The organism is Bacillus sp. lyk4-R2A-2 (assembly GCF_030209735.1).
GTDB classification, from domain to species: Bacteria; Bacillota; Bacilli; order Bacillales; family Bacillaceae; genus Bacillus; species Bacillus pumilus.
Genome location: NZ_JARVRK010000001.1, coordinates 245,429 through 270,225, shown reverse-complemented (window position 1 = coordinate 270,225; position 24,797 = coordinate 245,429). Strand labels below are relative to the sequence as shown.

General features: G+C 41.3%; 23 protein-coding genes. 16 read left to right on the top strand and 7 right to left on the bottom strand.

Translation table 11 applies throughout. From position 1 onward, the window contains the following. Positions 1 to 37 precede the first annotated feature (37 nt). The 3 genes from QRN39_RS01095 (at position 38) to QRN39_RS01085 (ending at position 2,987) form a co-directional block, all read left to right on the top strand. A complete protein-coding gene (locus tag QRN39_RS01095) occupies positions 38 to 601 on the top strand; it encodes a TetR/AcrR family transcriptional regulator (RefSeq protein WP_003217172.1) in 564 nt (187 codons plus the stop codon). A gap of 80 nt (positions 602 to 681) precedes the next feature. Continuing rightward, positions 682 to 1,704 carry a quercetin 2,3-dioxygenase gene (locus QRN39_RS01090; protein WP_284905801.1) on the top strand — a complete coding sequence of 341 codons (1,023 nt, stop codon included), beginning with the start codon at positions 682 to 684 and terminating at the stop codon, positions 1,702 to 1,704. Between the two features lie 149 nt (positions 1,705 to 1,853). Continuing rightward, a complete protein-coding gene (locus QRN39_RS01085) occupies positions 1,854 to 2,987 on the top strand; it encodes a zinc-dependent alcohol dehydrogenase (RefSeq protein ID WP_284905799.1) in 1,134 nt (377 codons plus the stop codon). Between the two features lie 165 nt (positions 2,988 to 3,152). Here the strand turns inward: QRN39_RS01085 and QRN39_RS01080 are convergent, their stop codons facing one another. Beyond that, positions 3,153 to 3,587, bottom strand: a complete 435-nt coding sequence (locus tag QRN39_RS01080; protein WP_050943332.1) for a MarR family winged helix-turn-helix transcriptional regulator — start codon at positions 3,585 to 3,587, stop codon at positions 3,153 to 3,155. 261 nt (positions 3,588 to 3,848) lie between these two features. Here QRN39_RS01080 and QRN39_RS01075 point away from each other — a divergent pair, with 261 nt between their 5' ends. From QRN39_RS01075 to QRN39_RS01060, 4 genes are all read left to right on the top strand, one after another. After that, complete coding sequence (locus tag QRN39_RS01075) at positions 3,849 to 5,357, top strand: class I adenylate-forming enzyme family protein (protein ID WP_106032908.1); 1,509 nt, start codon at positions 3,849 to 3,851, stop codon at positions 5,355 to 5,357. 66 nt (positions 5,358 to 5,423) lie between these two features. Then, positions 5,424 to 6,806 carry an amino acid permease gene (locus QRN39_RS01070; protein WP_137055199.1) on the top strand — a complete coding sequence of 461 codons (1,383 nt, stop codon included), beginning with the start codon at positions 5,424 to 5,426 and terminating at the stop codon, positions 6,804 to 6,806. 100 nt (positions 6,807 to 6,906) lie between these two features. Next, positions 6,907 to 7,272, top strand: coding sequence for a VOC family protein (locus QRN39_RS01065; protein WP_003217104.1), 366 nt, complete (start codon positions 6,907 to 6,909; stop codon positions 7,270 to 7,272). A gap of 309 nt (positions 7,273 to 7,581) precedes the next feature. Next, positions 7,582 to 8,442, top strand: a complete 861-nt coding sequence (locus tag QRN39_RS01060; protein WP_106029660.1) for an alpha/beta fold hydrolase — start codon at positions 7,582 to 7,584, stop codon at positions 8,440 to 8,442. Between the two features lie 163 nt (positions 8,443 to 8,605). Here the strand turns inward: QRN39_RS01060 and QRN39_RS01055 are convergent, their stop codons facing one another. Both QRN39_RS01055 and QRN39_RS01050 read right to left on the bottom strand, forming a co-directional pair. Then, positions 8,606 to 10,033, bottom strand: coding sequence for an alanine/glycine:cation symporter family protein (locus tag QRN39_RS01055; protein WP_003216901.1), 1,428 nt, complete (start codon positions 10,031 to 10,033; stop codon positions 8,606 to 8,608). Positions 10,034 to 10,066: 33 nt separating this feature from the next. Further along, positions 10,067 to 11,047, bottom strand: a complete 981-nt coding sequence (locus tag QRN39_RS01050; RefSeq protein ID WP_137055201.1) for a glutaminase — start codon at positions 11,045 to 11,047, stop codon at positions 10,067 to 10,069. Between the two features lie 516 nt (positions 11,048 to 11,563). On the opposite strand from QRN39_RS01050, the gene QRN39_RS01045 reads away from it, so the two are divergent. From QRN39_RS01045 to QRN39_RS01035, 3 genes are all read left to right on the top strand, one after another. Beyond that, positions 11,564 to 12,850 carry an ATP-binding protein gene (locus tag QRN39_RS01045; protein ID WP_284905789.1) on the top strand — a complete coding sequence of 429 codons (1,287 nt, stop codon included), beginning with the start codon at positions 11,564 to 11,566 and terminating at the stop codon, positions 12,848 to 12,850. Between the two features lie 4 nt (positions 12,851 to 12,854). Further along, positions 12,855 to 13,796 (top strand): response regulator, encoded by a 942-nt coding sequence (locus QRN39_RS01040; protein ID WP_251191177.1) that lies wholly within the window; start codon positions 12,855 to 12,857, stop codon positions 13,794 to 13,796. 191 nt (positions 13,797 to 13,987) lie between these two features. Continuing rightward, positions 13,988 to 15,073 (top strand): SEC-C metal-binding domain-containing protein, encoded by a 1,086-nt coding sequence (locus QRN39_RS01035; protein WP_284905786.1) that lies wholly within the window; start codon positions 13,988 to 13,990, stop codon positions 15,071 to 15,073. Positions 15,074 to 15,127: 54 nt separating this feature from the next. Here the strand turns inward: QRN39_RS01035 and QRN39_RS01030 are convergent, their stop codons facing one another. Then, a complete protein-coding gene (locus QRN39_RS01030; RefSeq protein ID WP_058015225.1) occupies positions 15,128 to 16,168 on the bottom strand; it encodes a DUF4352 domain-containing protein in 1,041 nt (346 codons plus the stop codon). 396 nt (positions 16,169 to 16,564) lie between these two features. Between QRN39_RS01030 and QRN39_RS01025 the strand changes: the two genes are divergently transcribed. Further along, positions 16,565 to 17,494, top strand: a complete 930-nt coding sequence (locus QRN39_RS01025; protein ID WP_284905783.1) for an aldo/keto reductase — start codon at positions 16,565 to 16,567, stop codon at positions 17,492 to 17,494. Positions 17,495 to 17,524: 30 nt separating this feature from the next. Here QRN39_RS01025 and QRN39_RS01020 read toward each other — a convergent pair whose 3' ends face one another. Together QRN39_RS01020 and QRN39_RS01015 are read right to left on the bottom strand one after the other, a co-directional pair. Next, entirely contained in the window at positions 17,525 to 18,490 is a 966-nt protein-coding gene (locus tag QRN39_RS01020) for a sensor histidine kinase (protein ID WP_284905781.1), read from the bottom strand. An 11-nt stretch (positions 18,491 to 18,501) separates the two neighbouring features. Continuing rightward, complete coding sequence (locus tag QRN39_RS01015; protein WP_284905778.1) at positions 18,502 to 19,203, bottom strand: LytR/AlgR family response regulator transcription factor; 702 nt, start codon at positions 19,201 to 19,203, stop codon at positions 18,502 to 18,504. A gap of 160 nt (positions 19,204 to 19,363) precedes the next feature. Between QRN39_RS01015 and QRN39_RS01010 the strand changes: the two genes are divergently transcribed. From QRN39_RS01010 to QRN39_RS01000, 3 genes are all read left to right on the top strand, one after another. After that, positions 19,364 to 20,104, top strand: a complete 741-nt coding sequence (locus QRN39_RS01010; protein WP_003217123.1) for an ATP-binding cassette domain-containing protein — start codon at positions 19,364 to 19,366, stop codon at positions 20,102 to 20,104. Further along, positions 20,104 to 21,279, top strand: a complete 1,176-nt coding sequence (locus tag QRN39_RS01005) for an ABC transporter permease (RefSeq protein WP_253621887.1) — start codon at positions 20,104 to 20,106, stop codon at positions 21,277 to 21,279. The genes QRN39_RS01010 and QRN39_RS01005 overlap by 1 nt, the downstream gene beginning before the upstream one ends. 148 nt (positions 21,280 to 21,427) lie before the next feature. Continuing rightward, positions 21,428 to 21,763: a hypothetical protein gene (locus tag QRN39_RS01000; RefSeq protein WP_106032914.1), complete on the top strand. Its 336-nt coding sequence runs from the start codon at positions 21,428 to 21,430 to the stop codon at positions 21,761 to 21,763. Positions 21,764 to 21,859: 96 nt separating this feature from the next. Here QRN39_RS01000 and QRN39_RS00995 read toward each other — a convergent pair whose 3' ends face one another. Next, positions 21,860 to 22,918, bottom strand: coding sequence for a DUF4352 domain-containing protein (locus QRN39_RS00995; RefSeq protein WP_003217128.1), 1,059 nt, complete (start codon positions 22,916 to 22,918; stop codon positions 21,860 to 21,862). 537 nt (positions 22,919 to 23,455) lie between these two features. On the opposite strand from QRN39_RS00995, the gene QRN39_RS00990 reads away from it, so the two are divergent. After that, on the top strand, positions 23,456 to 23,884 hold the full coding sequence (locus QRN39_RS00990; protein ID WP_003217242.1) for a cell wall hydrolase: 429 nt from the start codon (positions 23,456 to 23,458) through the stop codon (positions 23,882 to 23,884). A 119-nt stretch (positions 23,885 to 24,003) separates the two neighbouring features. Further along, entirely contained in the window at positions 24,004 to 24,783 is a 780-nt protein-coding gene (locus QRN39_RS00985; RefSeq protein WP_003217170.1) for a glucose 1-dehydrogenase, read from the top strand. Positions 24,784 to 24,797 lie beyond the last annotated feature (14 nt).

Sequence of the window (24,797 nt, the reverse complement as noted above, 5' to 3'; positions counted from 1 at the left end):
AACGACATTTGTCTATGGAGGGAAAGGAGTGTCACACGTGAGTACGAAGGATAGAATTATTCAAACGGCCGCACTTCTTTTACGCAAACAGGGGTATCATGCGACAGGATTGAATCAAATCATTAGAGAGAGCGGCACGCCTAAAGGATCTCTTTATTATTATTTTCCAAACGGAAAAGAAGAGCTAGCCATAGCAGCCGTTGAATATATTAGTCAAAAGGTCATCAATCGAATTGAAGAAAGCTTTGCCTATTCGGATGATCCTTATATCGCCATCGACCGCTTTATGACAAACATCATCCGGGGATTTACGGAGCAAGAAAATGAAAGAGGCATTCCGATTGTCTTGCTGGCGGCAGAATCCAAGCCAGAACATACGCAGCTTCATACTGCATGTAAGCAAGAAATGATCCGCTGGCAAAAGCTTGTGAAAGAAAAGCTCATGAACAGCGGATATGAAGAAAACAAAGCGGATGAGCTGGCTTCTCTCCTTCATTCAATGGTGATTGGGGGTCTATCGATGACCACCGCACTCAAACAAACGACCCCGTTAGAACATGTGAAATGTTACCTTAGACACTTATTTATGCGAGAAGAGTAAAATCTCTCGCATATTGTCTATCTATTATATCAATTGGTCTATATAATAAAGATAGTCAATTAGTCATGAGGAGTGATGGGATGTCGGAGCAACCGCAATCGATCAAGCAATCCGAAGGAACCTCTTTTTATACCGTGTCTGGTTCAGGGAAGCTGTATGGGCTGGAAAATCAGCTTGTTCATGTGCTGGCAGAAGTAAATCAAACGAATCAGCTGTTTGAGCTTGTCTTAATCACAGGTGGGAAAGGAGCTTATTTTCCACTTCACTGTCATGAGCACTTATTTGAAACCATTTTTGTGCTGGAAGGAAAGCTTGAAGTGATCTTGGACGGTAAAAAATATATGGTCACAGCCTTCGATTATATTCATATCCCACCCAAAACGATCCATGGCTACAGAATGCATAGTCACAAAACAAGATTTATTTCATATACGTTGGGCGGACAAATGACAGATGTCTATCAGCAAATTGGGAAAAGGCTTCAGCGGAACGAATGGCCGATGACCGATCATGCTTTCGATGCAGACAGCTTTGAACAAGCTGAAAAAGAAAGCGATATCTTATTGATGCATGGTATCCGGCAGCTGTCAAATACAACTAAGCCCTCCGTTTTATTTCATAGTCAGCTCCCTCAGGCGGTGCAGCCCTACGTATTAGAGGCTGGTGAAGGGAAGCAATACATTATTGATGGTCAGCTTCATGAGCTGATCGCAACAACAGAAACAACTGGAGGCGGGTTCAGTCATTTTGTGATTGAAGGCGCGAAGGGAAAGTATTTTCCTCCGCATTATCATCAAGTACATACAGAAGCACTCTATTGCGTTGAGGGAAAAATGAATCTGCAATTGAACGGAGAAGATATATGCCTGATGCCGGGTGACTTTGCCTATATACCGCCGGATACAATTCACTCTTCTGAACTCGTGTCCCATTCTAATAAATTTTTGCTATTGCTGCTTCCTGGAAAGATTGAGCAGTTGTATGAGCAGTTTGAAGAATCACAAAGCCCGAGTATATGTCCTTATTTTATTCAAGAAGGGAACTTGATGATTGATCGAGAGACTTCCTCTCAATATGATTTGGTCTTTATCGAAAAAGGATAAATAGGTAACGCGTTACACATGATTGTATAAGTGCCTGTCGAACCGATCGACGGGCTTTTTTGTTTTTTAATAATCCTGATCTGATGCATGAACCATCCATTCAAGGTGAAGCTATGTACAGATGATTTTCGCTAAAGGAGGAAATGCATGTGAGAGCTGTTACTTATCAGGGGAAAAATAGCATTGCAGTGAAGAAAGTAGATGCGCCATCTATTCAAGATCGGGAAGATGTGATCATCCGAATCACATCAACAGCAATTTGTGGATCTGATTTACATTTGTATCAGGGGAATTTCCCGCTTCCAATCGGCTATGTGATTGGGCATGAGCCAATGGGGATTGTGGAGGAAGTTGGCCCGGATGTCACGGCAGTAAAAAAGGGAGACCGTGTCGTTATTCCATTTACCGTTGCATGTGGTCAATGCCAATATTGTCATCACCACTTAGAAAGCCAATGCGACAACTCAAACCCGCACTATGATTCGGGTGGACTTCTTGGATATAGTGAGAAATATGGGAACTACCCTGGAGGACAGGCAGAATATTTACGCGTGCCTTTTGGGAACTACACTCCGTTTAAGATCCCAGATGATTGTGAGCTGGAGGATGAACAATTGCTGTTCTTATCGGATGTTCTTCCAACTGCTTATTGGAGCGTGGAGCACGCCGGTGTGAAAAAAGGTGATACGGTCATTGTGTTAGGCTGTGGACCTGTTGGGTTAATGGCACAGCAATTTGCATGGCAAAAAGGGGCAGACCGTGTGATTGCGGTCGATTACATTGATTACCGTCTGCGACATGCAAAACGGATGAGCGGCGTAGAAGTATTTGATTTTACAGAAGATCCCGACATGGGAGAAACGTTAAAGGAGCTGACCAAAGGTGGAGCCGATGTTGTGATCGATTGTGTGGGTATGGACGGGAAGAAGTCGCCGCTTGAAAAAATTGAGCAGAAACTTAAGCTACAAGGTGGAACGATCGGACCGATTCAAATTGCCACAAAAGCCGTCCGTAAATGTGGAACGGTGCAGATGACGGGTGTGTACGGAGGCCTATATAATATGTTCCCATTAGGTGCCTTTTTCGCAAGAAACGTCACCCTGAAAATGGGGCAGGCCCCGGCGAGAGGCTACATGTCAAAGCTCTATCAAAAAGTGACAACCGGTGAAATTGATCCTAAAGCGATCATCACACACCAATTGCCGTTAGATGATGCCGCTCATGCATATCACATATTTAATGATAAGAAGGATGATTGTATAAAGGTCATCTTAAAGCCATAAAAAAGAAGGCTTAGGAATTCTCCTAAGCCTCAGCGTGTAGACAAACCCTCGCATTCGGTGTCAGGTCTGCGTTCTGGTGCTCACGAATCTAAATTCGCTCCGCTCCGGTACTCGTCCTTCCTAGACTGCAAAGGTTGAAAAGAGGACAAAGGCTTAGGAATGTTCCTAAGCCTTTAATGGCTCGTCCATCATTTTTTCGATTAATTCAAAAAATGTTTTTTTATCTTCTTCTGAAAGGTGGTTGAACAGCTGATTGACAAGCAGCTGGCGGTTGTCGATCATTTGTTTTGCAATTTGTTCACCTGATTCAGAGAGTTCAATCCATACAGTGCGGCGGTCATTATTATTTCGAGAGCGGATAATCATCCCTTCATCTTCTAAGTGATTGAGAGCGGTTGTTGTTGCAGAGGGAGATAATGAAACTTCCTGCAGAATATTTTTCACAGTACATGATTGATGACGATAAATGATGCGTAAAATAAACCCTTTCACATTCGTGACGTTTTTCGGAATGTTCTCTTCATCTATTTGTTTCGTCGCCTTTAAATACTTTGTCAGCGCATGGTCTAATAAACTTGCCTCTAGCTCGAAATGTTGCATTCTCCATACCTCTTTTCCTATTGCATTCGCATTTTCCGATCAATTACTAGGTCTATCTTATCATAATAGTTATCATCATTTAAACCAAAATGGAAGACGGCTATAAAATTACCTATATTATCAATTAATATAAAGAACAATTCCAAATTGAAATGATTTTACTTTCAGCTGGTTTTATTTTAGAATGTGAATGAGATAAAATCTGCCAACCCATTCACTGGAAATTGGCTATTGTAAATCAAACGTTTGGAGATGAAGATATTGAATACATTACAGGCATTACTTAACGACAGAATGGAACGCTCTTCACAAATTGAAGCGGTAACTGGCGGGGGTGTGTCTTATACATTTGAAGAATATGCAAAGCGTATTGACCAGCTCGCTCATTATTTACATCAAAAGGGGATTCGAAAAGGGGACCGTGTTTGCTTTATTTGTCAAAACCATCATCACTTTTCAACAATTATGCTGGCAGCCATTAAAGCAGGTGCAGTCGCAGTTCCGCTTAGCTGGCAGCTTACTTCTTTTGAGCTGGAAGGTATTTTGAAAAAAGCAGAGCCAAAGGCTTTATTTTTTGACCGTGAATTCCGTGACATCATTGCGGCAGTGAATGTGTCTTTAGAAGATTGTCTGATGGTGGAATCCGGTGCCAATGCGAATACAACACAGCTGTTTGAAGACATGTTGGCTTCAAATGATGGAAGTAACCTTGCTGAAGAGGTATCAGAAGAGGATCTAGCGATGATTTTATTCACCTCTGGGACAACGGGAAATCCAAAGGGCTGTATGGTCGGACATGGACGAATCTATCAATTTTTAACAAGACATGGGAATCGAGGATTCGATCTGAAAGGAAAACGGTACTTGGCGAGTCACCCTCTGTATCATATGAGTTCGATTAATCACCTGATCGCAGCTGCGATTGAAGGATATACGCTTGTCTTCTTACATGATGCAACACCGAAGCGCATTTTAGAAACGATTGAGAAAGAAAGAATTACGTTCATGATGGCTTTCCCATCAGCTTACACGTACATGCTAGAAGAAATGAAACGCGGTTCGTACGATCTCTCATCTTTTGAAATTGCGATTTCTGGCGGTACGAAGGTACCGGTACGCTTAATTAAAGATTACAAAGAAGTAGGCATTCAGATGATGCATGGCTATGGAAGTACCGAAGCATGGGTTGTGAGTGCGTGGCATCCAGCGATGGGCGAGGATAAAATGGGCTCTGCAGGTAAAGTGGATCCGGATGTAGAAGTGAAAATCATGCACCCTGAGACAGAGGAGACATTGCCAGCTGGAGAAATTGGCGAAGTCGTTATGAGAAGCCCATTCTATTTTCTAGGCTACTATCATCAGCCTGACGCTACAGAGAAGGTGCTGAAAGATGGCTGGTTCCATATGGGAGATGCAGGCTATCTAGATGAAGACGGTTTTCTTTTCATCACAGGGAGATACAAAGATGTGATTCTGTACGGTGGGGATAATATCTACCCTGACCAAGTAGAAGAGGTCATTGATCAAATTCCAGGTGTGATTGAATCAGCTGTCATTGGGGTGCCAGACGAATTATATGGTGAAGTGCCAAGTGCGTATATCGTAAAAGACGATTCTGTCGATTTTTGCGAAGAAGATGTGGTGAACTATTGCCAGGAACGTTTGGCAGATTACAAAGTGCCCTCCATTCATTTCACACAGGAGCTGCCAAAAAACAAGCTTGGTAAAATCATGAAGAAAGATTTACGTGAATTGGTTGTGAATGCGTAGTACCTATTCTGCTATAATGAAATTTGAATGATTTTTTGTTTTTCTAACGTTTTGGAGGGAAAGGGTTTGCGACATATTCTACGTAAGAAACACATTCACGATTTGTTAGAACAGAGCAGGCAGCAAAAGGTAAAGAAAACGCTAGGCGGGCTCGATCTCACGCTCCTTGGTATAGGGGCAGTGATCGGCACGGGGGTCATGGTGTTAACCGGAATTACAGCGGCTAAGGATGCAGGGCCGGCTGTCATTTTTTCCTTTGCCATCGCAGCGATTGTGTGCAGTTTGGCAGCACTTTGCTATGCAGAAATGGCTTCAGCACTGCCTGTATTCGGCAGTGCGTACATTTATTCATATACAACGATGGGTGAGCTTGTCGGGCATCTAATGGGATGGACGTTATTGTCCGTTTATATGCTGACTGCTTCAGCTGTCGCCAGTGGCTGGTCGAGCTATTTCAACAGCTTGCTTGAGGGGTTTGGAATTTCGATTCCCCATCAATTTTTAGCGGGACCTGAACAAGGCGGATATATGAATCTGCCAGCCATTATCATTGCCTTACTGATTGCGTGGATCTTATCTAGAGGAACGAAGGAAAGTAAAAAATTCAATAATATCATGGTGTTTGTGAAACTCGGTATTATTGTTCTTTTCATTGTAGTAGGCGGGTTTTATGTACAGCCATCCAATTGGCAGCCGTTCATGCCGTTTGGTGCAGAAGGCGTCATTGCTGGTGCTGCTGCTGTGTTTTTTGCCTTCTTAGGATTTGATGCGATTTCTGCTTCTGCAGAAGAGGTGAAAAATCCGCAGCGGAACCTGCCAATTGGCATTATTGGCTCATTACTCATTTGCACGATCATTTACATTGTCGTTTGTTTGATTATGACAGGTATGGTGCACTATACAAAACTGAATGTCACAGAGGCGATGTCCTATGTCTTGCAAAGTGTACATCAAAATAGTGTAGCCGGTATTATTTCTGTCGGTGCGGTCATTGGATTGATGGCTGTGATTTTCGCCAATAATTATGCAGCAACTCGAATTGCCTATGCGATGGGACGAGATGGTCTTTTGCCGAAAGTGTTTTCGAAAACAAACAAAAGCGATACGCCTGTTGCAAGCATATGGATGATTGGCGGCATGACAGCTGTTATTTCAGGGTTTATTGATTTAAAGGACTTGTCCAATTTAGCGAATATCGGTGCTTTATTGACGTTTGCAATGGTGAGTTTATCTGTCCTCATTTTGAGAAAGACACATCAGCAGCTTGAGAGGGGATTCCGGGTTCCATTTGTGCCGGTCTTGCCGATTATTTCAATGGGCTGCTGCTTGTTCCTTATGTTCAACTTACCAGGCCGGACGTGGCTTTACTTTGGTGTTTGGCTGTTAATCGGTGTCGTCATGTACGCAGCGTATTCAAACAAACATAGTGAATTAGCGAAATCTTCATGAGAAAAAGGTGCAAATCCGTTGACGATTTGTGCCTTTTTTCATACGATTTGGGATAAGCTATAAAAGAGAAGATGGACGGAACAAGAGGAGGATGAGGGGTATGATTAGTGTTAGTCCTTATATTGTGGTAGACGATGTGAAGGAATCTCTTCAATATTATCAAGGGATTTTTGGCGGTGATATTCATATTTTAAATGAACATCAAGACCGTGTGCTGCATGCAGAACTGCACCTTGGAGAATCGCTGCTTCACTTTTCAGATACGTTTGACCGCACACCAAAGCCCGAGAATCTCAGATTGATTATGCAGTTTGACAATGAAGAAGAACTAAAGGCTGTATATGAAGCGCTAGAAGCTGATGGAGATGTACTGGTCGAATTACAGGATACGTTCTTTGGCGCACTTCACGGGCAAGTACAGGACCGCAAAAATGGGTTGATCTGGGTGCTGAATTATATGAAATAAACCAAGACCTTCACCTTCTTGAAGGTTCAGCGTGTAGACAAACCCTCGCATTCGGTGTCAGTCCTGCGTGCTGGTGCTCACGAATGACAAATTCGCTCCGCGCCAGTACTCGTCCTTTCTAGGGCTGCAAAGGTTTTCTATCACGCTGAAAAGAAGACAAAAGGCTAAAATCAAGATCATTTTAGCCCTTTGTCAACAATCTGGACCTTCACCTTCGTGAAGGTTTTTTTGGGAGTGCTTTTATTTTCTGAAAAATGGGAAATATGCTATGTTGGAAGAATAAAGAACAAGGAGAAAGGTGGCAAAGGGATGGAGCAAATTGAATTTCAATCAATCCAAACAAATGGTGTAACACTTCACACAGCAATGGCTGGACCTGAGGATGGCCCGCTGCTTATACTGCTACATGGATTTCCTGAGTTCTGGTACGGCTGGAAGAATCAAATTATGCCCCTAGCCGAGGCAGGTTATCGTGTCGTCGTTCCTGATCAAAGGGGCTACCATCTAAGTGATAAGCCAGAAGGAATCGAATCCTATGTATTAGATCAACTGAGAGATGATATCGTAGGGCTGATTAAGACGCTTAGTCCGAATCAAAAGGCGATTGTGGGTGGTCATGATTGGGGCGGAGCAGTTGCTTGGCATTTGGCATCCACACGTTCTCAATATGTAGAGAAACTAATCATTGTCAACATGCCGCATCCGCGGGTGATGATGAAGGTTCTTCCATTTTATCCCCCGCAGTGGAAGAAGAGCTCCTATATCGCATTCTTTCAGCTTCCGAATGTGCCAGAGGCAGCTCTTCAGGAAAATCACTTTCAAAAGCTGGATGAAGCCATTGGGCTGACTGCAAGACCCCATTTGTTCACGAAGGAAGATGTATCAAGCTATAAGCTGGCTTGGACGCAGCCAGGTGCCATGACCTCAATGCTGAATTGGTACCGCGCCATCAAAAAGGGCGGATTTGAAAAGCCGATATCAAAGCGCATTTTAGTACCTGTTCGCATGATCTGGGGGATGGAGGACAAGTTTTTAAGCAGAAAGCTGGCGAAGGAAACGATGAAGATTTGCCCAAATGGACAACTAATTTTTGTCGATGATGCTTCTCATTGGATCAATCATGAAAAACCAGAAGTGGTGAACAAACTCATACTCGAATTTTTGAACTAAAGAAAAAAGCTCTGATCAGAGGGGGAAACTCACTCTTGTCCCCATAGAAAAAACACCTCCATATTTTATTTCGGATCACAACGATCCGTTTTCAAACTTGAAGGTGTTTTTTATTTGTCTCATCTTATGGGGTCAGTCCCAAGAGGACCAGAGCTTTTTTGATTTAACCGATTCGATTCTTTTTCAACGAAGCAGGTTCGTCGTCCCAGCATTCAATTTTCTCATTGTTTGGAACGACATTTTTATAAAAGACAGGATCCTTGCCTTCTTTTTTCTGTCTCGTATAATCCTTCAATGCTGCAAAGGCGACCTTAGACAGCATGGTGATGGCGATGAGGTTGACGATGACCATGAGTCCCATGAAGAGATCGGCTAGACCCCACACGAGAGGAACAGTAGCAACTGCACCGAAAAGAACCATTCCAATAACGGCAATTCGATAAATGTTAAGCCAAACTTTGTTGGCTCCAAGGAATTCAATGTTCGTTTCGCCGTAGTAATAGTTACCGATTAATGTACTAAAGGCGAATAGGAAAATCATGATAGCAAGGAATCCAGAGGCCCATGGTCCAATGTGCTGACTGAGTGAAGCCTGTGTTAATTCAATTCCTTGCAGGTTCGTTGTTTTGTATGCATCAGAGAACAGGACAAGGAAGGCTGTGCTTGTACAAATAATTAATGTATCTGTTAACACGCCAAACGCCTGAATTAATCCTTGTTTTACAGGGTGACTTGTCACAGCTGTTGCTGCTGCGTTAGGTGCACTACCCATACCAGCCTCATTCGAGAAAAGACCGCGTTTAATCCCTTGTAATAATGCGCCGCCTAATGTTCCACCAGCAAACTGTTCAAACCCGAAGGCGTGTTTCACAATCGTACTGATGACACCAGGAAGTTCAGTGATATTTGTCACAATAACAAAGAATGCAATTCCGATATAGGCTAGAGCCAGCACAACGACAATGTATTCAGAAGCTTTTGCAATGGCTTGGATTCCCTTGAAAATAATTGCTGCAAAAATAACAGCCATCACAATACCGACTGTTAAACGGTCTAATCCAAAGGAGTTTTCAAAAGCGACAGTAATTGTATTTGATTGCACCGCATTAAAGACGATTCCAAAAGAAATTGTAATCAGAATCGCAAATAAAATTCCCATCCAGCGCTTGTTTAACCCTTTTTCCATGTAATAAGCAGGTCCACCGCGGAATCCTGTTTTATCCTTCACTTTATACACTTGGGCTAACGTACTTTCAACAAAGCTTGAGGCAGAACCGATAATCGCTACGATCCACATCCAAAAGATTGCCCCAGGTCCACCAATTGCAATGGCGATGGCAATCCCTGTGATATTCCCTGTTCCTACACGTGCCGCCATACTGATGGCAAATGCTTGGAACGGTGATATCCCTTCTTTTTCTTTTCTTCCTTCTTTCAGGACACGCACCATTTCTTTAATCATTCTCACTTGCAGGAAGCGTGTTCTATATGTGAAGTAGACACCAACTCCAAGTAACAGAGCAATGACAATATAAGTCCAAATAAAATCATTTGTATGTGTTAAATAAGATAGCAAAGCTTTTTCGTTCATAACATCACCTCTTCGAATTCATGACTGTTCATTTTAAAAAATACTGAGATCCCACTCTTTTGCGAGCTTTTTCAGCATCATGACACCGGTAATACTATTTCCGCAATCGTCAATGGCGGGACCATAAATGCCGATTCCGCAGCCTGTTTGAAATGGGAATTCTCTTCTTGCGCTTGGCGGAACGCAAGCCATAATTCCTCCAGACACACCACTTTTGGCTGGAACGCCTACGAAAGCAGCAAAATTACCAGACGCATTATACATGCCGCATGTCAGCATCAATGCCTTTGTTAGTCTTGCGATATCCTTTGGAATGACTTGGACCTGTTTAAAGGGATGATAGCCATCACTTGATATAATCAGCCCAATCAAGGCGATGTCCTCTGTTGTAACCTCGATGGAACATTGCTTTAAGTACACTTCTAATGTGTCCTCGACATCTGATTCTAAGTAATTGGTTTCTTTTAAGTAATAAGCAAGAGCACGGTTGCGGTGCGCAGTTGCCCATTCTGATTGATAAACCTCTTCATTAACAGAGGGACGCTTACCTATTAAGTTTTCGATTAAATCGAAAATATATGCTAGCTTTTCTGTAGAAGTCTTTCCGGGAAGGATGGAGGATACGGTAATAGCTCCAGCATTAATCATTGGATTAAAGGGCTTCCCTGGTTTATGCATCTCAAGACGGTAGATGGAATTAAATGCATCACCAGTTGGCTCTACATCTACCCGATCCAAGACGTATGGTACGCCTCTTCCTAAACAGGCAGCTATAAAGCTGATGACTTTTGAGATACTTTGCAGAGTAAAGGGAATGTCCCAATCACCATATCGTACAGATGATCCATCTGGGCCTATCACGCTGATACCAAGTTGAGAGGAATTCACTTTTCCGAGTGCTGGAATGTAGCCAGCATTCTGTCCGTTTTTGTAATACGGACGTATTTCTTCTGCCCATTGATCAACAGAAGACTGGCATGCGTGTTGTGTATTATTAGAAATTGCTGTTTTCATACGATTCCTCCAATCAAAAATCAAAAAGTACCCTATTGAATTGGCGGATGACAAAAAATGCGATCAAATAGGCACGAAAACATGTTACACATCTTCAAAGAACTTGTCATGCGCTGCTTGTACCACTCCTTTACACCTAAATATATGTTCAATGAAGGCTTTGGCGGCGAAAAAACAAAAAGGGTTTTTAGTGAAAATTCAGAAAACGCTTACATATAGTTTCACTAAAATTGTTCATTCAATTTATCTTGGAAACTACACAATCTGACGAAAATCTACAGAAAAACTTACAAATAAAAATCGGTTTGTCGATCATTGTCTAAACAATTCCCATTATTGTAGACAATCACCAAAATGCTGAATAGCTGAAAGGTCACCATGGCGCCTCGGTGAATAGTCATAAAAAAGGATTTTGAGGAAAGAAGGAGCCGTGAAAAATATTTTTTTGTACGTTGTGAAGAAAAGAGTCTCCTTGTATACTGTGGCTATGCAAAAAGGGGAAGGGATGTCAGTCATTTGAGTTTAAACCAGCTTGTTAAAAAAGACGCATTCATATTAATTTTTATGGTGGTTATTGTGCCGCTTGCAGGAGAACTGAAGTTTTATCCTGTGAATGAAACGTTCCGGATCAGCTTTGGGGCACCTGCGTTTTTCTTTTGTTTATTACTCTTAAGGAAATCTAGACCGTTCTTGCCCGGGTTTTTAACAGGCGCAGCCATTGTGCTTTTTCGAGTAGGTTTAGATCTGATGCAGCATCATGCTGATCTCGCTGCATCATTTTATCAGCAATTCCCAAGTTTCTTTTTCTATTTTACATATGCATTCCTGTTCTTTGCCGTCCGTACGGGACGTTTTAAACAGCGTTCTATTTTTATTGGGATCATTGGTCTCATGATTGAATTAGTGGCTGATTTTGTTGAACTGTTTGTACAATTTTTAGTGTTTGATACGACGATGACGCTATCAAAGCTGAGTGATATGTTTCTCATTGCGTTTGCTCACAGCTTTGTCGTAATCAGCTTTTTTAATATGATGAAGCTGTATGAGGCACAATCAAGAGAGAAGCAGATCATGAAACAAAATGAGCATATGATGATGGTCATTTCAAATTTATATGAAGAAACGGTTCATTTAAAGAAAACGTTAAAACATACAGAGCATATTACGCAAGAATCATACAGGCTTTATCGTCTCTTGCATGAACACGAAGCAGGGAAGAAAGTGAGTCAGGAGCTGTTGAAGCTCGCAGGAGAAATCCATGAGGTGAAAAAGGACAATCAACGTATTTATGCTGGGCTTTCGAAGCTGATTTCTAAGGAAAATATGCAAGACTATATGAAGGCGGAAGAGCTCGTTCAAATTGTCCTTCGCATTCAAGAAAAGTATGCGCTCTCTCTAGGGAAAAACATCTCCTTTACATCTGATATAAGAGGCATTCATTTGCATGATTATCATGTGTTCATTTTCTTATCGCTCATTAATAATTTAATGGCAAATGCGGTTGAAGCCATAAAGGATGACGGAATGATCTCACTCGTATTGAAAGGAAGTCATGATAAAATAGAGATTCGGATTGAAGATGATGGCCCGGGGATTCCTGAAAAAATGAGAGAAATAGTATTTGATCCAGGCTATACTTCTAAATTTGATGCATATGGAACACCATCAACTGGGATTGGCTTATCCTATGTGAAAGAGCTGGTTAAAGAGCTTGGCGGTACAATTAAAATCGAACAAAGAGAAACAAAGGGAACGGCTTTTCAGCTACTCCTTCCTATAAAAAATTTAATACAGAGAGGGTGAGTGTATGCGATTTTTCATTGCAGATGATGATCGTGCAATACGCTCGATTTTAGGTCAAATCATAGAAGATGAAGATTTGGGAGAGGTCGTGGATGAAGCCGATGACGGAGTGGGATTAGAAGCACATTCATTGAACCTAAAAAAAATAGACATCCTTCTGATAGACCTTTTAATGCCTGCTAGAGATGGCATTCAAACGATTCGTCATATTCACCCTGAATTCAAAGGTAAAATCATGATGATTTCCCAAGTAGAGGCGAAAGAGATGATGGCAGAAGCCTATGAATTAGGGATCGAATATTATATTCATAAACCTGTCAATCGAATTGAGATCGTCAGTGTGATTCGAAAAGTCATAGAGCGGATCAAGCTGGAGAAATCGATTTACGATATTCAAGCTTCCCTTCGCCATGTGCTGCCGTTAGAGCCAGTGACTTCTCATAATACAACGGGTGCTGGGTTGAAGAAAAGGACGATGAAAGAGGCGGGGGAATTTCTCTTATCCGAACTAGGAATTGTTGGAGAGAGCGGATCTAAGGATTTACTAGAGATCCTGATCTACTTATATGAAACACAGTCAGCCAATTCTCATGAGGTCAATTTCCCGCCGCTAAAGCAGCTCTTTATCAAAACAGCGGAGAGGAAGCTGGATCATGGGGCGACCGATGTAGAAGTGATGAGGGAAGTGAAAGCGGCAGAGCAGCGGATTAGACGCGCTATTCATCATTCCTTGAATCATTTTGCTTCACTAGGATTAACAGATTTCTCGAATCCTAAGTTTGAGCACTATGCGTCGAAGTTTTTTGACTTTACCGATGTCAGCCAAAGAATGAAAGAAATGCAGAAAACCTCTTCATCCGCAGGATCAACTGGCAGAGTCAATACGAAGAAGTTTGTTCAAATCTTTTATTTTGAAGCAAAACAGTTATTTGAGGGAATGAGCTGAAGAAAATCTATTGGAATGATTGGAGAAAATAAACAGAAAAAGACCGCTATTCCTATGATCTGTCGTGATCTTCAAGTGTCTTTATTATTTAACTGATCATTCTGATTTTTCTTTTTTCTTGAAAATAAAACTCTCTTGTGCAATCGTTTGTTAAAATAGTGAGGTTAGACTAGAATGTCGGAGGTTTTATTTTGGGAAAAATTAAACGAAATGCGCTCTGCCCTTGCGGAAGCGGAAAAAAATATAAACATTGCTGTGGTCAAAAGTCAGGCGGAGAACAAACGTCTGAGCTTGTGTTTAAGGAAGCTGTACAAGTTCAAAAGGATTTAATGAATTACGCATTCTCTAAACATCAGAAAGCCATCAATCAATTCATTAATGAGTTTTCTTTTCTTGCAGATATGGATAAAGAAACGCAACAAATCTCAGTCTTTCATTTGAGTGTATGGGGCATCTTCTTCCGTCCATTAACGGATCAGAAAGAAACCATCTTCCAAGAATTCCTGACAAAGAAAGCGGAGGATATTACCCGTCCGAAAACAAAACAAGTGGTTCAATCATGGACAGACATGGAGCCATCTTTGCTTTTATTAAATGAAAAAACGGACGAGTCTCTTTACTTTGAGAATATGGTGACAGCTGAAAAGGTTGAAGTAGATGTAAAACCGGATCAAACAGTGCTGCCTGAAAAGGGAAGTCTCGTGCTTGGATTCCCTGTTCAATTTGAAGAAAAAGCAGAGTTTTTCATTCAATATACGATGTTTGCGAAAGAGTTTACAGATACGCTTCTTCTTCAAGTTCGTCAGCTTGTTGAAGCATTTGAAGCAAATGGAGGAACGCGCAGCACATTTATGAGAGAATCATTCCCTGACGTGTTGAAGTGCATGTTTGCAAAGCAAGAAGTAGAAGAATCAGAAACATCTGCTGAAACAGAAGGCGATACAGGTCTAACAGCAGATCGCATGGACTGGGCAAATGACGTTCAACTGGAAACAGCTAAGCTGATTGAAGACGGAATGAAGGAACACGGGGACCAAAGCTTGACTGATGGCGCTTTAACTGTGTGGAAAGCCTATTGTGATCAGAAATCACCTGTGATCCGTAAAGCAGCATCATTTGCTGCGGGAATCGAATATTACATTCACTCACTTGCAAGCGATGCCCCGCTTTCTCAAGCGCAAATAGCGAAAAAGTATGGCATTAGTGCATCTACTGTATCGAGCCGTTTCAAAGATATTGAAAAAGCGGTGAAAGAAGAACAAGAGGCGACTGTATAGCATAAGAAAAGACGCGGCACCTTCATTGGGCCAGCGTCTTTTTTTAGTTCATGATTATCTTGTTTTAATAAAACCACTCATGTACTGAGATGTATTATAATCGTTAAGGTCAATTTTCCACTGACCATCCCCATTACGTTTCATTTTCACTTCGTATTCAGCCGGGCTGGAGACTGGAGGAAGCTTTTCGAATTCAGATGCGTACAAGTTTAAGCTTTTCTTATACAATTCTTCTTTAGAGCGGATCTTGCCGTTGTAAAACTCGTCTCTTTGCTTGTCTAGCTTGTCTTTTAAGTTAGAGGCATCAATACCTGTTACTTGAGCGACAACCTTCGCCTCGTCATTAGAGATAGTTTTTACACTTGTTTCTACTTTGGTTTTATCCTTCATGGTGTCTTGAATCCGTTTGTACATCGACAGAATATCACGGTCACTTACTTCATTGCCGTACATGCCGGCGGTTCTTTTGAAGTCTTTTACGAACATATCGTGGTATTTATTCACGACATCGGATTGGTTGTCACCTGTTAAATCTGCAAATTGATCGTTCTTTTTGTCAAATACAATGATATCCGTATAAGCGGATAGCGCTTTTGCAGGGTTATCCAGCTTTTTCGCTGTATCCAATATTTTGTTTCCATCTAGGTTGATTTCAATCGAATCACTGTTTTTCTTGATGCTGTCTTGGTACACGAACTGATATTTTTTCCCTTTGTCTACTAGGAAATAAAGAGCACCTGTTTGAGATTTTCCTTTGTTCAATGAACCGAGGTCAAGACGGTCTTTACTGCCGTAAAATTTTAAATCAGATACTTTGGCATCGTCCTGATAAAGGGAGAAGTCAGAGCTATATAATGATAGAGCTTTGTCACCTTTGTTTGTAATCGTCAGGTTGACTTTTAGCACCAATTCATTGTCTCTTAGCGTAGTTGTTGAGTCTTCTGGTAACGTATATTCGTAGCTATCGACTTTTACCTCTGCTGTTTTTGTTGATTTTTGATCAGCGTTACTTGATTTTGCTGAGCTCTGGCAAGCTGCAGAGATGATCATCACGAACGAAATCATGAGGAGTGCACTTATTTTTTTAAGATTCACAGTTGATGCTCCTTTGCTTTTCTTTCGTCAATTCGTTCCCGCTATCTGGCTATGAAAAAAGAAACAGATAGAATGGTATATTCGGGTGTTACAGGGGAGAATCTCCTTATGACGATTTGCACTTTTCATTCTATCGAAATTCAATCATGATGAGGAATAGGTTTTAGTCCCTATCTTTGAAAGGAATTTACACAAAAGCCAATAATAAAAGGAAATGCGTAAGTCTAATATACCGGTCAATAAGAATTAATTTATAGATTTATTATCAGTTTTAAATGTTTTTTAGGTAAAAATCTTGAAGTGAGGGTGTTGGTGCTTCAGAGAGCAGGATACTTGAATGTTGGAAAGGATTCATGGGAAAATAAGGATGATTAAGCAGATAAGGGAGATGAGCTTTTGAAAAAGGTAACGCTTGGACGAACTAATTTACAGGTGAATCCGATAGGGTTTGGTACGAATGCGGTAGGTGGACATAATTTGTTCCCGAACCTGAGTGAAGATGCCGGACGAGAGCTTGTGGAGACAGCTCTTGTTCAAGGTGTCAATTTCTTAGATTCTGCTTTTATTTATGGGCTGGGCCGTTCAGAGGAATTGATTGGTGAGATTATTGCCAAAAGAGGCGGTAGAGAAAACCTTGTCCTTGCGACAAAGGGGGCTCATAAAGAAGTAAACGGACAAATTGAACTGGATAACAGCCGAAACTTTTTAAGAGAGCAGGTCGAACATAGCCTGAAACGACTGCAAACAGATTATATTGATTTATACTATATGCATTTCCCGGACGGCCGGACGCCGCTGGAAGAAGTAGCAGGCACATTAAAGGAATTGAAGGATGAAGGGAAAATCAGGGCCATAGGTGCATCAAATCTTGATTTTGAACAGCTTCAAGCCTTTAATCGAGATGGCTACTTAGATGTGCTTCAGTCAGAGTATTCTTTGCTGAAACGTGAGGCAGAGCAGGATCTTCTCCCATACTGCGTCGAGCATCGTATTTCCTTTATTCCGTATTTCCCGTTGGCGTCAGGTTTGTTGACTGGTAAATTTACGAAGGATGCCACATTTGATGATATTCGAGCAAAAGATCCGCTTTTCCAAGGCGAGGCGTTCCTTCAAAACCTCGAAAAAGTAGACAAGCTGAAGGCAATTGCACAATCAAAGAACGCCGAAACGGCACACGTCGCACTCGCTTGGCTTTTAGCACAGGACGGCATCGACGCCATTATTCCAGGTGCAAAACGAGCTGAGCAAGTTCAGCAAAACCTAAAAACAAACGAAGTTCAATTAACAAAAGAGGAAATCAATCAAATTGACCACATTTTCTCTTAATCAAAAAAGGTGCTTAGCTGCACCTTTTTTTTATGACATCGTGAGAGGGATTTTGATGACAAGCCGCAAATATGGAGAACGGTAAGTGAAATCAAGAGTACCGTCTGCCTTTTCAACAAGCTGATGAATGATATACGTCCCCATTCCTTGATGATCCCCGCCTTTTGTCGAGCGGCCAAAGTTTTTGAACAAATGGTCTAACACGTGTTTTTCCATTCCTTTTGTGCTGTTCTCACAATGGATTAAAAAGAGCCCGCTCCGAATAGAGGTCGCAATCGAGATGCTGCCCTCTTTCCCGGCTTGCTTCGCTTCAATCGCTGCGTCTAGGGCATTATCAAGCAAGTTTCCAGTGAAACTAACCTGATCCGCCTTAGAAAAGGGAAGCGATGAAAAAGGTGCTTGAAGGTCTAGAGAAAGGGCAATGTCCTCTTTTTCAGCCCGTTGGAAAAAGGAATGCAGGGTTGAGGCCAAATAGGCATTTTCTCCTTTCATCCAAGGGAAATGTTTTACGTATTGCTGAATCAAATCCTTGATCTCGTGCTCGTCGTTCGACGCGGAAAAGGCATTTAAATGTCTAGCTGTTTCATGATGTTTACTGCGCAGCTCAAGCAGCAATTCATTGGTTCTTGATTCTGCATTGATCAGCTCTTGAAGCCGCCCGTTTAATCGTCTCTCCGTCTGCATCATCTTCAATGAAAGGATATCTGTTGTCATGATGATGATCAAAACTAAAAGAGAGCTCAATCCATTTCCTTGCGTCAGAAAAAGGGAAAGACCTGCACAGGTAAAGAGCACAAAAGCGCCCAACATCACATAACCACTCACCTGAGGCAAAAACCTTTTGTATATGAAAAATGTATAAAGACAAATCACACAAAAAGTGAGGAGCCACAGCACTCCTGATGATAGCGGCAGAATAGCTTCAGCAGCTGCATGAAACGCAAGACCTAGCCATATGAGAGCATACATGCGGAATCCAAGATAGAAAGCGTTCACGTTCGTTCTCCTTAAAAATAGTATTTCTTAAAGTATTCTAATTGCTGCTTGGTTATCATGGCTTTTTTATCTGTACCTTCAAAAGACACGATAAATGAATTTTTGGCATACGCCGAGAAGTTTTTAATGTAATGAATATTGATGATAAACGATCGGTGGGAGCGGATAAAATCTTTTTCAGCTAGATCGCCCTTTAACTCGTTTAATGTCTGATATGTTTGGATATCTCCTGTTGTTGTGACAATGGTGGTTGACCGGCCTGTTCGCTCAACAAAAATGACATCCTTCTTTTGCAGCACATGAATATCTGACTGCTGTTTAATGAGAAGCCGTCCATGAATGCTTTTCTCCTGCTTGGTGGACATGTAGCGTTCTAAGGATTTGGCAATTCGATCGGCTTGGTAGGGCTTCATAATATAATCGTGAACATTTAAATCAAACGCATGGACCGCATATCCGCTGTTTCCTGTCACAAAGACAACATCGACATTCAGTGCATGAGAGTGAATGAGATCCGCTAATTCATAACCGGACATTCCGGGCATTTCAATGTCTGCGAACAACAGATCAATATCTCCTTTTTTGACCTTCTCGTAAGCATCCTCTGCTGACTGCGTGACAAAGACAATCTCCACAGCCTCCATTCTGCCTACAATGGCATGCAGTTTTTCTAAATCTACTCGGTAATCGTCAACGAGACCTACTTTTATCATAAAAATCACCTATGACTCATCGTATTATTTGTCTATTTTATCATTTGTTTTTTAAAATAGATCATTTCAAGACAGAAAAAGGACGTTTCGCGACATTTTTATGTCAGGGAAGCTTTATTTTTTCTATCATAGACTTAGAAAGTTGAAAGGGGCGAACCACATGATTACTCTCAGCGATTGCAGCTGCTGGTTTAAAGATAAGAAAAAAGTCGTGAAAGCGATGAAACATATGACGTTCTCCGTGAAGGAAGGGGAAGTCGTTGGCATCCTAGGAGAAAATGGTGCAGGGAAGACCACATTATTACGCGCCGTAGCCACATTATTAGAACCTACGCACGGATCAGTCACTGTCGCAGGCTTTGATACGGTGAAAGAATCTACGGAAGTGAAAAAGCGAATTGGTGTCTTGTTTGGCGGTGAGACGGGGCTTTACGATCGTTTAACGGCACGAGAAAACCTTGAATACTTTGGCAAATTGTATGGCTTAGATCAGCATGAAATCAAAGCAAGAATAGAGGATTTGGCAAAGCGTTTTGGGATGAGACAATATATGGATCGAAAGGTGAAAGGATTCTCAAGAGGAATGAAACAAAAGGTGGCGATTGCCAGAACCTTGATTCATGATCCTGACATTATTTTATTTGATGAGCCGACAACAGGCTTGGATATTACATCAAGTAATATTTTCAGAGACTTTATTCATCAGCTCAAGCAGCAAAATAAAACCATCCTTTTTTCAAGCCACATCATGGAAGAAGTCAGCCAGCTTTGTGACAGTGTCATGATGATCCATCAAGGAGAGCTTGTGTATAAAGGGACACTTCCAGAATTATATACACAGGAACAAAGTGATGACTTGAACTATATCTTTATGTCGAAGCTCGCTAGGGGGATTTCATAATGTGGAAAACCGTATTTTTAAAAGAAATGACAGATGCGCTAAGAGACCGAAAAACGCTACTCTTAACAGTGCTGATACCTCTTTTGACGATGCTTGGATTGGTGTTCTTTTATGAAAGCATGATTGCAGATCCAGGAAATGAAACCTATACGGTCGCAGTGAATGAACAGCTTCCAACTGAAATGAATCAAATGATCAAAGAGGTCAAAAACCTCACACTTGAAACATTTGATGACCCGCAGCAAGCTGTCAAAGATGGAAAGGCGAATGCTTATCTGGAAATGCCGAAAGAGGCAGACGACATGCTTCAGCATCAACAATCATTTGCGATTAAAATTCATGGGTACACAACAGATGATGATTCGGTGATAACGGTTCAAATGCTGCAATCCTTACTGGAGCAGTATCAAAACCAAGTCGTAGAAAAGCGTTTAGCCGCTGATCAAATCAATACGTCTGTTGTTCATCCATTTCAGGTGCAGGCTGTTGATGTAGAAGAGGGCGATGAAGGAGAAAATGGCATGACCTCTATGCTTTTGTCGATTCTTCTTCCAATGATTTTGGTGACCTCCGTCATCTCAGGTGCTTTGCCAGCTGCGCTTGATATTGTAGCGGGTGAAAAAGACCGAAAATCCATTGAAGCGTTGTTCCTGACACCTGCCAGCAGACTCCAAATTCTCATCGGAAAATGGCTGGCTGTCTCCATGTTCGGGATTTTAAGTGGAATTGTGGCGATCGGTATGCTGCTACTATCCACGCTGCTCTTTACAGAAAAGCTAAAACAAGCACTGAACTTTGGTGATCAAATGTGGAGTATTATCGGCGTCATGTTTGCGGCGCTCATCATCTTCTCCTTCATGGTATCGATGATTGAACTGCTACTCAGTGTCGTTTCAAGCTCAGTGAAAGAAGCGCAATCGTACATGTCCATGATCATTACATTAGGTGTGATCCCAATGTTCTTTACCATGAGAGCAGGTGCTACGCAGCTAGATACGTATTACTTTGCGGTCCCATTCCTCAATATTCATGCGCTCTGTAAGCAATTGATGTTTGGCATCATTGATCCGATGGCCGTTACTCTGACACTCGGCTCCTCAGCCCTCGCAGTCGTCATCTTGTTTGTCATCGTGAGAAGCTTGTTTATGAAAGAAAAATGGATGCTTGCAAAATAAAGAAAGTAAAAACTTGTAGATTTTATCTGCAAGTTTTTTATATCCAGAGATTTATATAAAAGAGATTCACGATCGGGTGAAAGGAATGGCATAATGGAAGGGGGAACTTACATTATTATCCTAATTTATTTAAAGAGGTGATTCGTTTATGTCTTATCAAACAGAAGACGATGATGTGCTAGAGCTATGTAATATATATGCTCAACAAACACACCATTTTGAAGCTTTTATTTTGGGAAACAGGAAAGGGTTATTGGAATTAAGAAAAGCGATAGATGAGGCATTAGAAACGGGTAGTTCCGTTGCACATTTATATCCATCTGATTTTGAAGGATATGAAACGTATGTTGCTTTAGTAGACGATGAGCAAAAGTTTGAGAAATTAATGGATCCTTATGTAGAGGAATACGGACAAGAGGAGGATGCGGTTGATCCGGTTGAAGTGATAAAAGAGTATGAAGCTGTAAAAGAAAATTCTTCATAATAGACCGTATCTTGCTTTCTGTGCTGTAATTCGGAATTAAATATAGGATCAAACGAAAAACGTTAACAAAAAACCCCCGGCATCGGGGGTTTTTCCTTAGTTCTTGATGAACTTTTCAACTAATGAGCTTGTTTTGTAATCGTTCAAATCAAGTTTCCATTGGTCGATGTCATTTTTCTTCATGTTGACTTCTACTGTTTCTTCAGAAGATGATGGTCCTAATTTTTTGAACTCTTCTGGGTAGATCGAGAGTAGGTATTTTTGAGCTTCATCGTAAGAAGCTGAACGGTTTTTGCTGTAGAACTCAGTCGCTTTTTCTTTTAAACGATCGACAAGCGGGCTTGCATCAATTGGTGTAAGAGTTACAGTCACAACAGCTTTATCACCACTGATCGCTTTTGTTTTTGTTGATACTTTTGATTTTTCAGCTAATGTTTCTTTCACAGCTTTTAGAAGCTTATCAAGGTTTTCGTCCTTCGCTGAGCTAGAAGAAATACCTGATGACGTGATGTAGCCTTGTTTGAATGATTTATCAAATTGGTTGACAACAGTTGATTTGTTATCACCTGTTAGTTTTTCGAACTCGTCGTTATTCTTACCGAAAATCATGACATCAATATAAGAAGAAAGGGCTTTTGCAGATGCTTGAAGTGTATCTGCTTTTTTCATTAAGTCCTTACCTTTAATATCGAATTCTAGTGTTTTGTCATCTTTTTTAGAACCACTACCTGGCTCATTGTACACAAGCTGATAGTCTTTGTCTTTATCAACAACAAAGAAAAGACCGCCTTTTGATACTTTGTCTGCATTTAGAGAGCTTGAAGATAATACTTCATTGTAGTCATCTGGAGAGATCGTAGACACCTGTGAGTCATCTTGGTAAAGCGTAAAGTTGCTTTTATCAACATTTAGAGGCTCTTTGCTGATATTTTTTACAGATACGTTCACTTTTAGTACATACTGATCATCCTGTACAGATGTATCGTATTGAGGTGGTAATGTGTACTCAGCACTTTCTACCTTTACCTCTGCTGCATCAAGAGATTTTGTATCTTTTTCCTTTGCAGCTGACTTTTCTTTTCCACCACTACAAGCAGCAGCGACAACAGTGACACATAAGATCAGAAGAAACAGGGATAATTTCTTTTTAAACATGACGTGTTTTCCTCCTCGGGTTTATGATGAGTTTCATTGAAAAGCTTTAGTTCATATCATTCTTTTTGCACAAAAAGAAAAATACTGTATGTTTTTTACTGTAGAATGAAGCGAAAGTACTGTCAATACTTCAGTGCGTTTCTAAGGTCGCACAGCTTCAAGTAGTAAAAATGACACTAAGTTGAAAGGAGAAACTTGTAAAATATGATTTGATGTCTCCTGTAAAAACTCAATATTTTATATTTTAAGGTTTTGAGTCGGATTGTTGAATAGGTTCAAATGACTGTTTTTGATGCTGATGTCGCAATTAGAAGGATTTTTATGACTTGTAAGTGAGTCTATAGTAATGAATATTTTTTCCTGTAATGTGCATGATCACTAGGTTTGTGTGTTGTTGGCAGAGAGACACATGTCCAGCAAAATGTTGAGGTGTTTAGACAGGCTCTCGACACGGAATGTGTCTTTTCCCTTCAAAATGGCAGTCATCTACACAGAAACCCTACATAAAATAAAAGAGAAACGAATGGAGGTGGATGTATGGCAGTGGTAAGAGCGACAAGCTCTGATATTGACCTCATGGCCAGACTGCTGAGAGCGGAGGCAGAAGGTGAAGGGAAGCAAGGGATGCTGCTTGTAGGAAATGTGGGCATCAACCGGTTGCGTGCCAACTGCTCTGACTTTAAAGGGCTGCGTACGATTCCACAAATGATTTATCAGGAGCATGCATTTGAAGCAGTCACGCATGGTTATTTTTATCAACGAGCACGAGAAACAGAAAAAACACTTGCACGGAGGAATATTAACGGAGAACGATTTTGGCCAGCAAAATTCAGCCTTTGGTATTTTAAGCCGCCTGGTAATTGTCCACCGACATGGTACAATCAGCCGTTTGTGGCAAGGTATAAGTCTCATTGCTTTTATCAGCCAACCGCTGAAACTTGTGAAAATGTCTATAACACCTTTTAGCTTGATGAACAGCACAATCCTCTTAGTCAACGATTGCAGAGGATTGTGTTTTTCTTTTTTTCAAAATGGGTAACCATTGTGTATCAACAAGATGAAGCACGTGATAGGAGGAAATAAAGATGTATCAAGATTTAAAAGGGAAAACAGCCATTGTCACAGGTTCTTCAAAAGGAATCGGACAAGCCATCGCATTACGATTTGGACAAGAGCAGATGAATGTGGTTGTGAACTATAAAGGTGATGAAGAGGGTGCTGAAGAAACGGTCCAAGCCATTCAGCAGCGCGGAGGTAGGGCGGTGAAAGTACACGCAGATGTCTCCAAAGAGGAAGGAATTCAATCCATCATGGATACAGCACTGGAGCATTTCGGAACAGTCGATGTGTTCGTCAATAATTCAGGCTTTAATGGTGAAGAAGCGATGCCGCATGAGATGACGCTCAAGCAATGGCAAAAAGTCATTGATGTGAATATCACAGGCGCCTTTTTAGGGGCAAAGGCCGCAATTGCCTATATGATGGAGCATGACATCAAAGGGTCTATTTTAAATATATCCAGTGTCCATCAGGAAATACCGCGCCCGTTCAATGTTCACTATTCCACTTCCAAAGGCGGAATGAACATGATGACAAAAACGCTGGCTCTTGATTATGCAGAAGCAGGGATTCGGATCAATGCAATTGCACCAGGTACAATGGCGACCGAATCAAATGATGATTTGCAGGATGAACAGAAAAAACAAAAGCAGCTTGAAAAGATTCCGATGAGAGCATTTGGCGAACCGAAGGAGATTGGGTCTGCTGCTGCATTTCTCGTATCTAAGGAAGCTTCGTATATCACAGGCACCACTTTATTTGTAGATGGAGGAATGACGCTTTACCCTTCTCAAATCAATGATTAATCCAAAAAACATCT